General features: G+C 45.5%; 12 protein-coding genes. 3 read left to right on the top strand and 9 right to left on the bottom strand.

The window, feature by feature from the left end; all coding sequences use genetic code 11:
- The 3 genes from G464_RS0104045 to G464_RS0104035 all read right to left on the bottom strand — a co-directional run bounded on the left by G464_RS0104045 (window position 1) and on the right by G464_RS0104035 (window position 3,035).
- Window positions 1-2,013 (bottom strand): hypothetical protein, encoded by a 2,013-nt coding sequence (locus G464_RS0104045; RefSeq protein ID WP_022856834.1) that lies wholly within the window; start codon window positions 2,011-2,013, stop codon window positions 1-3.
- A 61-nt stretch (window positions 2,014-2,074) separates the two neighbouring features.
- Entirely contained in the window at window positions 2,075-2,374 is a 300-nt protein-coding gene (locus G464_RS08850) for a lactococcin 972 family bacteriocin (RefSeq protein ID WP_022856833.1), read from the bottom strand.
- A 430-nt stretch (window positions 2,375-2,804) separates the two neighbouring features.
- Window positions 2,805-3,035: a hypothetical protein gene (locus G464_RS0104035; protein WP_021617293.1), complete on the bottom strand. Its 231-nt coding sequence runs from the start codon at window positions 3,033-3,035 to the stop codon at window positions 2,805-2,807.
- A 147-nt stretch (window positions 3,036-3,182) separates the two neighbouring features.
- Between G464_RS0104035 and G464_RS0104030 the strand changes: the two genes are divergently transcribed.
- Window positions 3,183-3,974 carry a rhomboid family intramembrane serine protease gene (locus tag G464_RS0104030; protein WP_022856832.1) on the top strand — a complete coding sequence of 264 codons (792 nt, stop codon included), beginning with the start codon at window positions 3,183-3,185 and terminating at the stop codon, window positions 3,972-3,974.
- A gap of 51 nt (window positions 3,975-4,025) precedes the next feature.
- Here the strand turns inward: G464_RS0104030 and crgA are convergent, their stop codons facing one another.
- On the bottom strand, window positions 4,026-4,496 hold the full coding sequence (crgA, locus tag G464_RS0104025) for a cell division protein CrgA (protein WP_022856831.1): 471 nt from the start codon (window positions 4,494-4,496) through the stop codon (window positions 4,026-4,028).
- A gap of 92 nt (window positions 4,497-4,588) precedes the next feature.
- Here crgA and G464_RS0104020 point away from each other — a divergent pair, with 92 nt between their 5' ends.
- A complete protein-coding gene (locus G464_RS0104020) occupies window positions 4,589-5,353 on the top strand; it encodes a DUF881 domain-containing protein (protein WP_022856830.1) in 765 nt (254 codons plus the stop codon).
- A 21-nt stretch (window positions 5,354-5,374) separates the two neighbouring features.
- A complete protein-coding gene (locus G464_RS0104015; protein ID WP_021617288.1) occupies window positions 5,375-6,496 on the top strand; it encodes a class E sortase in 1,122 nt (373 codons plus the stop codon).
- 308 nt (window positions 6,497-6,804) lie between these two features.
- On the opposite strand, the gene pknB is transcribed toward G464_RS0104015, so the two are convergent.
- The 5 genes from pknB to G464_RS0103985 are packed head-to-tail and all read right to left on the bottom strand — an operon-like array spanning window position 6,805 to window position 14,419.
- Window positions 6,805-8,874, bottom strand: coding sequence for a Stk1 family PASTA domain-containing Ser/Thr kinase (pknB, locus tag G464_RS08845; protein ID WP_080651144.1), 2,070 nt, complete (start codon window positions 8,872-8,874; stop codon window positions 6,805-6,807).
- Window positions 8,871-9,884, bottom strand: coding sequence for a serine/threonine-protein kinase (locus G464_RS0104000; RefSeq protein WP_022856828.1), 1,014 nt, complete (start codon window positions 9,882-9,884; stop codon window positions 8,871-8,873). Before G464_RS0104000 ends, pknB begins: the two co-directional genes overlap by 4 nt.
- Window positions 9,881-11,347 carry a peptidoglycan D,D-transpeptidase FtsI family protein gene (locus G464_RS0103995; protein ID WP_022856827.1) on the bottom strand — a complete coding sequence of 489 codons (1,467 nt, stop codon included), beginning with the start codon at window positions 11,345-11,347 and terminating at the stop codon, window positions 9,881-9,883. Before G464_RS0103995 ends, G464_RS0104000 begins: the two co-directional genes overlap by 4 nt.
- The gene (locus G464_RS08840) at window positions 11,344-12,795 is read right to left on the bottom strand and encodes an FtsW/RodA/SpoVE family cell cycle protein (RefSeq protein ID WP_022856826.1); all 1,452 of its coding nucleotides are present in this window, start codon (window positions 12,793-12,795) and stop codon (window positions 11,344-11,346) included. Before G464_RS08840 ends, G464_RS0103995 begins: the two co-directional genes overlap by 4 nt.
- Window positions 12,785-14,419: a PP2C family protein-serine/threonine phosphatase gene (locus G464_RS0103985; protein ID WP_026472596.1), complete on the bottom strand. Its 1,635-nt coding sequence runs from the start codon at window positions 14,417-14,419 to the stop codon at window positions 12,785-12,787. The genes G464_RS08840 and G464_RS0103985 overlap by 11 nt, the downstream gene beginning before the upstream one ends.
- Between the last annotated feature and the right edge of the window lie 12 nt (window positions 14,420-14,431).

The raw sequence follows: 14,431 nt of genomic DNA, 5'->3' as shown, positions 1-14,431 counted from the left end.
TTACCACTTCCTTAACGACATATTGGTGAAGGTTTTAGCGCATGCGCGCAGATAGAATATTGATTCGAGAGCAATGCAGGCAGTAATAGTTGCAGCAAGAATGAAGTAGGAATATGGAATACTGAGCCAGAATGCTTGCTGCATGGCATAGGTTACTCCTTCTACTGCAAGGATGAGCACAGTTGATACCCACACAGAATGAGAAATAATCTCTAGACGTGAATGACCTGAACTCATGAGCAGGAAGATAGTTTTGCGCCTATGAGCACTCCATATGCGTGCGGATTGCGCAGCTGCAATAATAATTACGATGATACCAGCAAAGAGAGTGCAAAGGCTCATAGCAAACATCTGTTCAAACATTTGTGCTTCATATAATGCGCTATCTGCTATAGTGACTACCGAGCTAATCTGGTTTTGCAGGTGAGCATCATTAATGAGCTTATTGACCACGCTTTCATTCGTGAAGAAAATATTGGCAGAAGTAAGTGCAGGAATCAGGAAAGATGATACCGATAGGTAGTCAGTAGGCTTATCAAAGACTAGTATGAGTGGCTTTGTGCTAGAGGTAATGCGTCCTGTTGTTCCCTGAGAGGAATCTAATGCTGGGAATTTTTGTGAACCTTTACAGACATACATATGGTTGAAAAGAGAATCATGACTAGCTTTGTTCATCCAGATGGAATCATAGCCTTTAAGGCTATTTTTGAGCGAGGGGGACACCACATCTTGTTCCGTTATTTGCTCAAGATGAGATTTGTCTATTTTCATAGTATTGAGGAAAGATTGGCTGGTTACGATGATGTTATCAAACTGATTGTGTGATTCGCGCAACATAGCATTCTCTATATTTCCGCGATTTTGGCTACTCATAAGGGCTGAAGAGACATTGTAAGAAAGATTGAGATCCCCAGAAGAATCAGCTGATGTGAGAAATCGTGTGAATGCAGGAACTGTTTTTTCGTAATCTTCTTCAATGCCTCCAACTTGAACCGCAACCGCATTTTTATAATTTCTCCATCGAGCTGCACTTTCCATTTGAGTATATGCCGAAGAAACAGCAATTATGGATTGCGGCACAGCCAAAAAGACTAAGAATAGTGCCACGATCTTAATGAGTGAGGTGCCTAGCTGGGTCTGTTTATATGCGGTTGTTCTGTGGGCAATTTGAGATATCGTAGGGCAGAGGGCTACTGTAAATATGAAACAAAGCAACCCTAAAAGAACTATTACCGCTAACACGGAAATAGAACAGGAGAGCATGAAGCTAAGAGTAAATGGCGTATTATGCCATATTGCATAATATATGCTCACAATAGTTAGTGCTATGAATGCGGGGATAGCATAGACTTTTATAAAGTCAATAGTATCATGCCACGCAATATTTGCAGTGCTTACACCATTGGTAAAGCGAATAATATGCGACTGCCTACGGGTAGCGACCCAACCCCAAACCAACATGATAATAAGCGTAAGAAGAGAGTAGAGAGTTAATGTGCCGCTGGTGCTCTGCTCGGGTAAAATAATTAAACGAGATGCTGGTTTAACTTTGCAGCTGGGCATCGTAGAATCAATCGTTTTGGCATACCGTGAGAAATTCTCACATGCCTGTTTGGTATTAAATGCATAAATTCCTGAAATATTCAAGGTTTTATGCTTCTGAGCGTTATAGGAATATATTTTTCCTGTGCGATTAAAAGTAAACCATGTGATATTTTGCTCATTTTTATATTTCTGAGGCGCAATACCAAAATAATAGACATTAAGACCATGGGCTAGGTTCTGTGGATCGGTTTTCACAAGAAGTATAGGTTCATTAAGCTTCGTTGACATTTCAGAGATATGTTGTGCAATCTCTTCTTTTGTTACTGTGGTAGATGAAAGCACAGTTGTTACAGAATACTGTGTATTGAGTGGGTAGGTATTTTCATCTGTGGATATGGTTTCTGTGCCGAGAAAAGCGATAAGTAAAACCATGATTACTGCAGCAAATCTGAAAAAATGCTTTAACATAATAATCTCTTTAATATGACAATGTAACGAAGCTTAATGAATTATGGAGGAAGTTCTGAAACTAGCAGACTCGGTAGTAATACTGCGCAGTTCCCTCATACCACCAAATGTGGGCTTCAGCCCATTTTCCTGGTGCAATATCGACTGTTCTCAGACGCTTGTTGCTAGCTGCTACAGTTGATCCGTGACACCTATTAGCATGATAGTAATTCGAATATGCTTGTGGGAAAATCGCTCCATAAATCCAATGTCCTCCTTCATTTGGCCACGCTTCAGCCGCTGAAGCAGAGGATATAGGAATAAGAGAGATAAGCATACAAATTAAGGCGGAGCTTAATGCCTTTTTTGTTGATCTCTTCATTTGTAACTCCTTAACATCGTTGTTAATGGTGTAACGTTTTATATAAACGTCGCAAAAATTATAGCATAATTATTGATAAAAATACAGGAAAACTAACATTTTATGTGTAAGCTATCAGGTTAGTGTTAAAAATTAGCTGTGTGATTGTGCAGCTGTATGTGACGTTCAGATAAGATTTTTAAAATCTTTAAACTGCATAAAGTCGTGGCACATCTTCTCAATACAAAAAGGAGGCGCTCGCACGCCTCCTTGTGACCTCACGACCTTTATGTCTTTACAGACTATCCCGTCAATCTGGGTAACAGAATGCCCTCTTCACGAGACTGGGGTAATGGTTCAGTCACCTCCACGAATAAATCTCAAGCTCTCAAGAATTAAAAGCGAGGGGCTCCTCCGCATTACCGAAAAAAGTAACAACTAGATTTCTTGGCTACTCTTCGTCTGTATCTTCGTCTGCAACTTCATCAAATTCTGCAGCAACTTCTTTAGCTGCGCCGTTGCCTAAATCGACAGGAGAAGAAGAGTTCTCCCATGGTTCTTCCCATGGGTCATACTCTGGATTCTGCTGCCTGTAAATGTACAAACCTACGACGCCTGCGAGCAAAGCGCCAAAAAGCAGCGCGAAGAACTTCCAGCCATTACCAGATTGATTGTTCTCCATAGAGTGCTCCTTCCGTCCGAGGACTCACCATCAGCGGTGACTTATGTTCTACATTCTACTCCCTAATTGTGAAAGTGGTGTGCTTTTGTGTTTTTTTAAGACGGTGTTTTACGGCTCAGGGCGAAGTGCACCAGTTACCATAGTCACATGGCAAATCCTTTTACTCCTGGAGCATCGGGCCCTGCAGGTCCGTGGGATCCGCGTAACCCTCATAGACCTCAGCAAAATTTTTCGCAACGGTGGCAGCGTTTTACCCGCGTATGGTCAAATAATTGGCGTTTGAACGGGCCAAATATTACGCAAGCTATTGTTGCGCTCAATCTACTCGTTTTTGTAGTGCAAGAGGTTTTGAAACTCTTCCCTGTGGCAAGTGCTACTTTTACGAGTTATACCGCACTTATTTCTGGTTATTCACTTTTCTATCCTTGGACTTTGCTCACTTCAGTTTTTATGCATACAGGATTTACGCATATTTTGATGAATATGCTCATCTTGTATTTTGTGGGCAAGGAGTTAGAAAAGTTACTGGGGCACAGGGCTTTCTTGAGTATGTACTTGATTAGTGCTTTAGGCGGTAGCGTGGCATACGTGCTATGGCATGGCGCTGCAATATCTGCTGTGATGGGTGCGTCCGGCGCTATTTATGGTCTGTTTGGTGCTATGATGACCGTATACAACCGCATAGGTTCGCGTTCTCAAGGCATGTTACTGTTTTTGTTTATTATGCTTTTCGTGCCTATTTTCTTCGGCAATGTAGCATGGCAGGCACATCTTGGAGGATTTATAACTGGTGCAGCGCTCTCTACTTTGATGATGCGCGGCTTACCAATATGGCGTTCAGCAAGTATTAACAAGCGTATGGCGATTTACGGTACTTTTATGACTGTTCTTCTGCTTATCGCATGGTCTGCACGTTTGGTTTTTGCTTTGTTCTTCTAAAAAGAAAAGCGCTGAACTGACAAAGAGTTCAGCGCTTATTCGTAGTACTTTTTAGTGCCAAGACATCATGAGCACAAAACCAACCATCATAATGGCAAAGCCAATAGCTAAGTTCCAGTAACCAATGCCTGGGATTGGGTAACCATTATTTGGAGTGATGTAGTAAACAATCACCCAGATAAGTCCCAAAACAAGGAAGAAGCTAAACAGAGGTACGAACCATGATGGATTCGACTTCGTTCCTTCCACAGCCTTCTCCACGCGACGGGTTTCCTCTTCGGTGCGCTTTACAGCAGCCTGCACGCGAGGGCTCAAAGTTTCAGGATGATCTAAGGTCTTCTTGAGAGCTTCAGCAGCACGAATACCGGCAAGCTCCTCAGAAGATAATTCTTCTTCTACTTCTTCTGTTGCTTCCTCAGCAACATCGTCAACATCAATATCGTTAACTTCGCTGTCCGCTGCTTCAGGTGCAGAGGTGTTCAGCTCCTCAACAGTGTCTACGGTTTCTTCGTTTTCAGCCATGAAAGCTTCTCCTTTAGTTTACGCTAATAGATATAGTAGTAAAAGCGTGGGAATTCGCCAACGAGTCTTTATGATGGGAGGTTCTGCTAATCATGAGAACTCCTCGTCATCAAGTTTTTCAACATCGCGGTCGTCATTCTCGACGTTCAGGTCTTATCGGATCTATAGCTACTTTCGTTTCTTTTGCGCTTGTCGGGTGGATCATCCTCACAAACGTGCAGAACGCAGATAATACTTATCGCTCAAACACAGACGAGGTTATTGCCAGTCGTCAGGAAAAAATTGCAAAACTGCAAAAAGATATCGATACAAAAACTGCTCAACTTGAAACGCTCAAAAATGTTGTAGGCGATACAGACACCGAGAACACGACGAATGATCCTGATGCAGCAGTCAATAAATTGCCAGCTTTATCAGGAAAAGGCGTAACAGTTACTCTTGATGATTCTCCTAAATGGGATACTGCTTCGAAAGATAAAAATGCTAATCCGAATGATTACGTCGTTCATCAGCAAGATATTGAAGCTGTTGTTAATGCAATGTGGGCTGGCAGTGCTGAAGCTATTACTGTGCAAGACCAAAGACTATTACCGACCTCAGCTATAAAATGTGTGGGTAATGTTTTGCTTCTTAATGGCAAGCACTTTGCGCCGCCGTACAAAATTTCAGCTATTGGCAACATAGACCGACTGCACACTACAATAAATGATTCGGAGACAATAAAAATTTACAAGCAGTATGTGGAAGTAGACGGCTTGGGGTGGCAACTGGAAGAAAAGCAAAATCTGCATTTTCCTGAAGTAACCACATCTACGCAGCCTATGAAGTATGCTGTTGCTGTTCGTGACGAAAAATAACGCCTAAGGAGTACCCCTATTATGGCGAAAACTAACGGTAGTCATATACGAAATCAGAAAAACGCTAGTAAGCCGAGCACGCTGAATACTATTTTCGGTGTTGTGGGAGAAGTTTTGCTTATTTTTGCTGCTGTGTGCGCGCTGTACATCGCTTGGCAATTATGGTGGACAGGAGTTGAAGCGGAGAAAGTTCAGCTTCATGATTCCACGACATCTTCGTGGACTGCTCCTGCGTCCAAAAACGGTAGCGTCAGCATTGCTCCTGATAATTCCCCGGATACCGCGCCTGTAGAGCAGACCAACTGGAAGTATGGCGATACGCTGGGAAAGCTCTATGTGCCACGTTTTGGACAGGATTGGAGCAGAACGGTAGTAGAGGGCACAGATAATGCTCAACTGGTACGTCACGGTTTGGGACATTACTCCGAAACGCAAAAACCTGGACAGTTAGGTAATTTTGCTGTGGCAGGTCACCGCGCTGGATACGGTGAGCCTTTGGGTAACGCGGATAAACTGACTAACGGCGATTTTATTGTGATGCGTACTGAAAACTACTGGTACGTGTACAAATACGATAAAACAGAAATAGTTCTTCCGGATAGCGTAGAAGTGTTATCTGCAGTTCCTGGTCATTTTAATGCCGAACCTACTGAGCGTTATATTACTTTGACCACGTGTGAGCCAAAATATACGACCGCAACACATCGCTTGATTGTATATGGCAAGTTGGTGAGCTGGTCGAAGGTATCTGACGGTGTGCCGAGCGTTTTGGCGCAGAAAGATGCGTCTGGTAAGGTCAGCTTTACTACAGATTCCGTGCGATCTTTAGCATCGCGCATTCCTGATCTAAGTTCTGTTTTCTTGTGGATTCTTGTTATTTACTTAGTTATTGCCATCGCTGCTGCTGTGGCGTGGCGCTGGCCTGCTATTCGTAGCTATCGTGAGCGTGAGGAATCGCGCCAGGTATTCAGCCTCTTTGGATGGTTTATGCGTGCTCAGCCGGGCATTCTTCCTGTGCGTATTGTGTTGGCACTTTTGATTGTGGTGGCTCTTACTGCTGCGCTGTTCCAGTGGGGATATCCATGGTTATCTGTGCACGTGCCGTATTTGCAGGTGTCATCAAATTATGTGGCGGTAGGTTAAAAGCTGATTTCTAGCCAGAGCGTGGAGGTTGTGAGCGGATGCTTGCACCTCCACGCTCTGCGTTTTCTACCGTATCTTTCATAGCTGTGCTTAGCAGTGAAAGGTAAAGCTTTTACCAGCTGCGATTTGATGGGCCGAACAGCTTTAACGAGTAGCGCTATCGATAGCGGTGAAAGATACAGCACACAAAACTCGACAAGACCTTCCTCAATCTTGCTTTGGTATAACATCCCGTGCACTGGTCGAGATATGAGAAGCTCCTCTTACTCATAATGTTGAGAATAAGAGGAGCTTCTCCTTGATGCTACTTATTTAGCGCTCAGAGTTATAGTAGCGCCCTTCGGTACTTCAGTTGCTTGAGTAATCTCCGTACCGTTGTAGTAGATATGCGTAACCTTCGCATCATCTGCGGGACTCTCCCCCGTCTGCGCATTCCCGGTCAGACCAACCACACCAAGCGCCCACTTAGCATTCTTGAATGTTTGCCCCACATAGTCAGTCTGATTAATGTTCACCTTCTCTTCTGGCTTCGGCCCCTTAGAGATAATCAGGGTTACAGAAGATCCCTGTGCAACCGAAGTTCCTTCACCGGGGTCTACGCTGGAAACCGAGCCGGCTGGAACCGTATCGTTATAGTCGCCTTCCTTCACCACAGCAGAGAAATGGTGATCCGACAAAATCTTCGTAGCCGCATCCTGAGTCTGTCCGGTCAAACCCGTTGGAACCACAGCATTACCAGATGAAACAAATAGCTTCACTGTGGTGCCTTTAGTAGCGTTGGTGCCCGCAGCAGGGTCTGTGCGCGTTATATGGTCTTTTTCAATGCTGTCGGAATCTTCGCCAGAGGTCGAGCCTACCTTGAACCCTGCCTTTTCCAGAGTGGAACGAGCTTCATCTTGGGTCATGGAGGTGACGTCTGGAACAGCCACAGACTGCGGCCCTGCCGAGAACCACACCTTAACAGTGCTTCCCCTAGCTGCGGACTGTCCACCTTCTGGCGACTGTTTCGTAAATGTTCCCGCATCAGCTGTGGAGTCGTTGTCGGTTTCAGCTTGGAAAACGAACCCAGCTTTCTCCACCGCTTCTTGAGCCTGTGCCTGAGTCATAGAAGACGTAATGGTTGGTACAATGCTCTGTGCATTGTACCAAACGTACCACCATCCGCCCAAACCGGCAAGAATAAGCGCAATAACAGTAATTGTAGACCAGATAGCAATAAGCTTCTTACGCTTCTTCTGCTTAGCTGCAAGGGCTGCTTGCCTCTGCTGTGCACGGCTCTGAGGCGGGGTGGCTGCAGCAGTGGAGTGCGCTAAATTAGCCATATCATCGCTATTAAACGAAGATGTAGCATTCATCGGGATTGTTTGGGTCGATGGCAAGGCCTGGGTAGCGCTTACATCGCTCGCGCCGCCCATTCCAGAACCAGCGCCCGAACCAGCGCCCACTCCAGCTGCCCCAGCACCAGCTGCAGCCAACGGCGCAACCGTATTCACACCCTCAATAACCGGCGTTCCTCCAGCAGCAATAGTGGCAATATCTTTACGGAACTGCGCTGCAGTGCCGTAACGTTGTGTGCGATCTTTCGCCATCGCTTTAGCACAAACATCATTCCAAATAGGAGCCAGCGCTGGAATAACCTCGGTTGGCTTCGTAGCCACTTCACTCACATGCTGGTAAGCAATAGCCACAGCGGAGTCACCCGTAAATGGTGGGCGACCAGTCAGCATTTCATAGAGCACGCAGCCTGCGGAATACAAGTCAGAACGGGTATCTACCACTTCGCCGCGAGCCTGTTCAGGGCTCAAATATTGTGCAGTTCCCACAACGCCTTGGTTTTGAGTCAGCGTTGTGGCGGAATCATCAAGCATACGGGCAATGCCAAAGTCCATCACTTTAACCGCGCCCTGCTCGCTAATCATAATATTGCCCGGCTTAATATCGCGGTGAATAATGCCCATGCGGTGCGAATATTCCAAAGCATTGAGCATACCAAGCATAATCTGGCTGGCATCGCGCTGGTTTAGTGCGCCATTTACTTTCAAAATATCGCGCAGGGTTTGTCCCTTCACGTATTCCATCACAATATACGGCACACGCACGGTACGACCAGTATCAGGGTCGGTAATCTCTTCCTCATCAGTATCGAAAATAGATACGATATTCGGATTATTCAGAAGAGCAATCGAGCGTGCTTCTAAGCGGAAACGCTTAAGGAAGGTCTGATCGTTTGCCAAATCTGAGCGCATAATCTTGATGGCTACAGTACGCCCCAATCGGGTGTCAATTCCCTTACGCACTTCTGCCATGCCACCGTGTCCAATCAGATCGCCAACGGTGTATCGTCCATGGGAGAGAGTCGATGGTGTAAAAATACTCATCGTTCGCCTTCCTTCGCGTCTGCTGTATGAATTAAGTCTGTTGTATATATGAATCGTGGATAATGTTCTTCGCTACGTATGATGCGCGGCGGTACTTTCTCTTGTGGAGCTGTTGTTTCGCGCCATTTGTGCGAGCTTTCATACGGATACGGGTCATAATCTTTCGAAGATTCCAAAGCCTCATGGTCGAGTAATCGACGCTCAATTTTGGCTAAAGTCCGCGAAATAACTAACGCATTCTCAGGACGATCTGCAGGATTCTTCGCAAGCATACTCAAAATAAATTCGCCCAGCTGCCAGTCCACAGAATCAGGCAAAGGAGGAACAGGCTCATTCACATGCGCGGCAGCAATATCAACCGGTGTTTTACCTGTAAATGGGCGATGTCCGCACAAGCCTTCATAGGCAACCACTCCCAAAGAGTAGAGGTCAGATTGCGGGGTAGCCTGCTGTCCCTGAGCTTGCTCAGGAGAAATATACTGTGCAGTTCCCACAACCATGCCATCTTGCGTAATTTGACCTTGATCAGTGGAGTAGGAGACACCAAAATCAGTAATTTTTACCTCTCCGGTGCGTGAAACCATAATATTTGCAGGCTTCACATCGCGGTGAATAATACCGTGAGAATGAGCTACGAATAATCCTCGAGCTGTTTGAATCAAAATAGGCAAAAGCTCAGTAGCAGGCATAGCTCCGCGCTTCTTAAAAATCTCCGACAAACTTGGGCTAGGCACATACTCCATAATCAAATACCCAATGCCGTTGTCTTCGTAATATTCAAAAAGCGCAGCAATATTAGGATGAGCCAAATTCGCGGAATTTCGTGCCTCAGCGCGCAAACGACGAAGCTTGGAATCGTCTACGGTTAAATCGGCGCGCATTGCTTTAATAGCCACATCGCGGTTAATTTCCATATCCTGACCGCGCCATACTTCGCCCATGCCGCCTTGAGCTAACCGCTTGTCTAAGCGGTAGCGACGATGAATTAACTGTCCTTCTACTAGTTTCATGCGAGGTACTCCTGGATAAGAGAACGCATAATTGGTCCCGCCTCTTGAATGCCATAGCCAGATATGCCGTGCAAAACAACACTAATAGCAATTTTTGGATTACCATCAGCAGGAGCAAAGCCCATCATCCATCCATTATTAGTTCCGTTACCTAGCTGTGCGGTTCCTGTTTTCGCGGCAATAGGTACAGAATTCATTTTAAGAGTTGGCGTATCGTTATCGACTACCGAGCGCATCATGCTAGTCAGGTTAGCGGCTGTTTGTGAGCTAAAAGCATTCGACAAAACAGTGGTGCTACGTTCTGAGATAACCGATAAATCACTGGCTCGCACAGAATCAACTAAAGTAGGCTTCACCATCACGCCATTATTTGCCACAGTAGAAGCAATCATTGCGTTAAGCAATGGAGTTGTTGTTACATCCGCCTGACCAATAGAGCTTAAAGCCAGCTTGTCAGGGCTCAAATTCGTAGGGAATTGAGATGCTACAGCCGTCATAGGCAAGCCAAGGCTGTCAGAACCATCAATATTAATCGTGTTTCCATAGCCAAGCTTTTTAGCCATGGCGTTGATTTTATCTTTACCTAAACTTACTCCCAACTGCGCAAAAGCAGTATTAGAGGAGTAGGTGAGAGCATCATTCAAAGAAATTTGCCCGTTCACGCCATTACCTTGATACGTTACGTTTGGCAAGTTCGTTTCTGTTCCTGGAAGTGTGTATGAAGCTCCAGCTGGAATCATGGTATCTGGGTTGTATTCACCTAACTCCAAAGCTGCTGCAGCCACCACAACCTTAAAAGTTGATCCTGGAGAGTAGAGCTGACGGGTAGCGCGATTAATCAGCGGACTAAAAGCGCTCTGCGTCAACGACGAATAGGTATCGGATACAGCAGATGTGTCGTGGCTAGCTAGAGCATTCGGATCGTAGCTTGGCGTAGATGCCATTGCTAAAATACGTCCTGTTGTTGGCTCCATAGCAACCACTGCGCCATCATAACCGCCTTGTTCGAGCAGATTATATGCCAAAGTTTGTAGCTTAGGATTGATGGATGTGGTAATAATAGCGCCAGAGTTTTTTGCGCCCGTCAGCAAGTTATGCAATTTAGAGAGCCACAGCGAACTTGAATCACCCGTAAGCTGGATATTACGCGAAGCTTCTAAACCGCGATCTGCACGTACAGATACAGAGAAATAACCGGTAACAGGAGCATAAACTGGACCGTTTGAGTATGAACGCTGATACTTAAAAATATCTTGCGACTTAGCCGAACTGCTCAGAACGCTGCCATCGCTAGCTAAGATAGAGCCGCGCGGTTGAGCATATTCATGATATAGAGCGCGGGTATTGCGTGGATCAGCGTTGAGCGCTTCTGATCGTACGACCATAAGAATGCTTGACGAGATACCGAGAACCACGAAAAGAGAAATAACAACGTAGTAAATATGACGCACTGTGCGGTTCATTGTTCTTCTCCTTTCTGTACAACGCTGATTGTTTCTGAAGTTAGGGCGCGAGGCGCTGATTGCTGTTCACGTGTTTTCTTTTCGTTTACAGCTTCGAGGGCGAGCGAGAGGGTATCGAATCCCATTTCTTCTTCAGGTTTATTGCCTTGATGAGAAATAATGAGCAGCATAGTTGCCACAATCCAGTTCGCAATAAGGCTGGAACCACCCGCTGCCATATAAGGCAGTGTTAAACCAGTCAGTGGAATAACTAAAGTAATTCCACCTACTACTGTAAATACTTGAAAAGCCATAGTAAAGACGAGGCCTGAAGCCAAAAGCTTGCCAAAGCCATCCTTAACTTTTATAGCGGTAATAATGCCTGTGCCAATAATCGCAATATATATAACAAAAATAGCAAAAACACCTACTAAACCAAGTTCTTCGCCTAAAGAGGAGAAAATAAAATCAGAATTAGCTAAAGGAGTCAATGCCGGATATCCCTCGCCTAAACCAGTGCCTAATAATCCGCCGGATGCTAAACCAAAAATACCAGTAACAAGCTGTTGAGAGCCGCCAGGAGCTGTATAGACGCGCTGATTAAAGGGGTTCAGCCATGCATCAACACGATTTTCCACATGACTAAACAGATGTACTGCGGCAAAAGCGGCAGCGAGGAAGAAGATAAGACCAATAATAATCCAACTGATACGTCCTGTTGCTACATACAGCATGCACACGAACATAGCAAAGAACAGCAGCCCCGTTCCCAAATCTTTTTGCAGAACAAGAACGCCCATACAAGCTGCCCACACCACAATAATAGGACCAAAATCGCGCAGTCGAGGCAAATGCATAGCGCCAATCTTTTTACCGCCCACAGCAAGCTGGTCGCGGTGGTCAAACAAATAAGAGGCGAAGAAAATAGCCATAAAAAGCTTGGCAAATTCAGCTGGCTGAATGCTATGTCCTGCTACGCGAATCCAAATACGAGCGCCATTAATAGAGGCTCCTACACCTGGAATCATCGGCGAAAATAGCAAGAACAAGCCAATAATCATGGAAATATAACTGAATTTTCTAAAGACCCTATAGTCTTTAATACTAAAAAGCAGAACGCTTGCTAAACCGAGCGCCAAAATAAGCCACAGAACTTGGTTCGCGCCGGCAGAAGTTTCGCGGTCTAACGTAACGTTTTCGTAGTCAATACGGATGATTTCCATACATCCAATAAGGCTTAGCAAAACAACGCCAAAGAAGAAGTTCTGATTGGCGTACGGTTTAACCGTAAGCAGCACAACCCACAGCACCAAGCAGAGCACGGCGACAATAGCTAAAGAGATGCCATAGCGCGATGGAATATGTCCGGCAACTTTTTCGAACATCTGCATAAAGCCCATAACGCTTAAAGCGGTGACGAGCAGAAGAAGTACTAAGCGATGGAAGAACTCAGATTTATCAGTTTTCATCTGTGCCTGCCTGCTCGCTGCTCTTATTATCTGTGTCTTTACTGTTCTCGGTACTCTTTTCGGTACTGTTTTCGTTCGCGCTCGACGCTTGCTTTTGAATGCTTGTTATAGTATTGCGCGCATCCTTGTAGTTCTGCGCCTCAATTCCCTTGCTAATGCGATCTTGCCAGCCTTGAGGAAGGTCGCGCATGTCTACATTAGTTTTTTCGAGAACGTGATTTAAGGAGTATCCGAAAACATCCGTATTCACGCCCTGATAAATGGCTACTTGACCGTTGAAATCTTTAATAAAGTAACGGCTTTGACTCCAGTTATATGTGAGCCAGCAACCGATACCTGCTGCAATAATGGCTGCAACGGTAATAACAAACCAGATAATACGGCGTATGCGGGTAGAGCGATGCTGATTATGAGCATCCGTGATTTTTTGCACCTTCATAGCATCCCTTACATCGGGATCATGAGGATCGTCAACCACTGAGCCGTCATGCTTCGTAACAACTGGAATTTCGCCTGTTGCTTCCATAATGCCATCGGCATCGTTCTCGTTATTCAGCATGGTATTAGGGCGTACAATACGCTCAATCTCATAGCGCGCATCGAAATCATCAGCAATTAAGTCGTTGTGTTCATGCTCATGAATTGTGGCAACGCCAAATAAGGTATCGGCATCTTCGGAGTTCTGCTCTTTGGATTCATGCGCTTTGGCGGTGAGCTGAGCTGCTCGCACAGCAGGAGATTGCAAAATATCGTCTGGCACGAAACGAGGCGCAATGGCTACGAGCATATTGAGAGTATCTGCAATAGGCTGCGGTTGTGTACTTACCGCGCCAGCAATTAAGCACATTTCATCGGAAGAATTCGATAATGCTGTAGGAATATTCTCGTCATCGGCGCTATAGGAATCGGCAATAACTACAGAAATATTATCGGTGCTACCGCTTTTTTCCGCTAAACCTACTAAGGTTTGCGCGCATTCTTGGGCGTGAGGATGAGTAAGAAGAATATCGCGTAAAGATTCATCGCTGACCACGCCGCTTAAACCGTCAGAACATAACAGCCAGCGGTCGCCCCGTTGCGCGCGGCGGATGGAAATATCTGGACGAGGATCAATATCGAAATCACCTAAAACGCGCATAACAACATTGCGCTGAGGATGGGATTTGGCTTCATCAATCGTAATGCGTCCAGCATCAATTAAATGCTGCACATAAGAGTGATCTTTAGTAACGCGCACAATTTCGCTATCTCGCACAAGGTAAGCGCGTGAATCGCCAATATGAGCAATAACCCAATATTCTCCTACCAGAGCAATAGCGGTAACAGTAGTGCCCATACCAGAAAGGGCTTTTTCACGGCGTGCTTTGCCCACAATAGCGTCATGCGCAGCAATAATGGAGGTGGTGAGCATACTTGCTACATCGTCCACAGCCTTCGACGGGTTGGTAACAAGAGGAATATTCTCAATATGCGCTAAAGAACGAATAGCAATTGTGGAAGCAGTGTCTCCGCCAGCGTGACCGCCCATACCGTCGCAAACAGCAACCAGACGTGCGCCTGCAAAAGTAGAATCTTGATTATCTTTGCGTACTAAACCAATATCGGAGACTGTGGTGGAAATCATGTGTAATGCCAC

It is taken from the genome of Alloscardovia omnicolens DSM 21503 (assembly GCF_000420505.1).
GTDB lineage: Bacteria > Actinomycetota > Actinomycetes > Actinomycetales > Bifidobacteriaceae > Alloscardovia > Alloscardovia omnicolens.
Note: the sequence above shows the minus strand (reverse complement) of the source record. Positions and strands in the feature narration are given on the sequence as shown.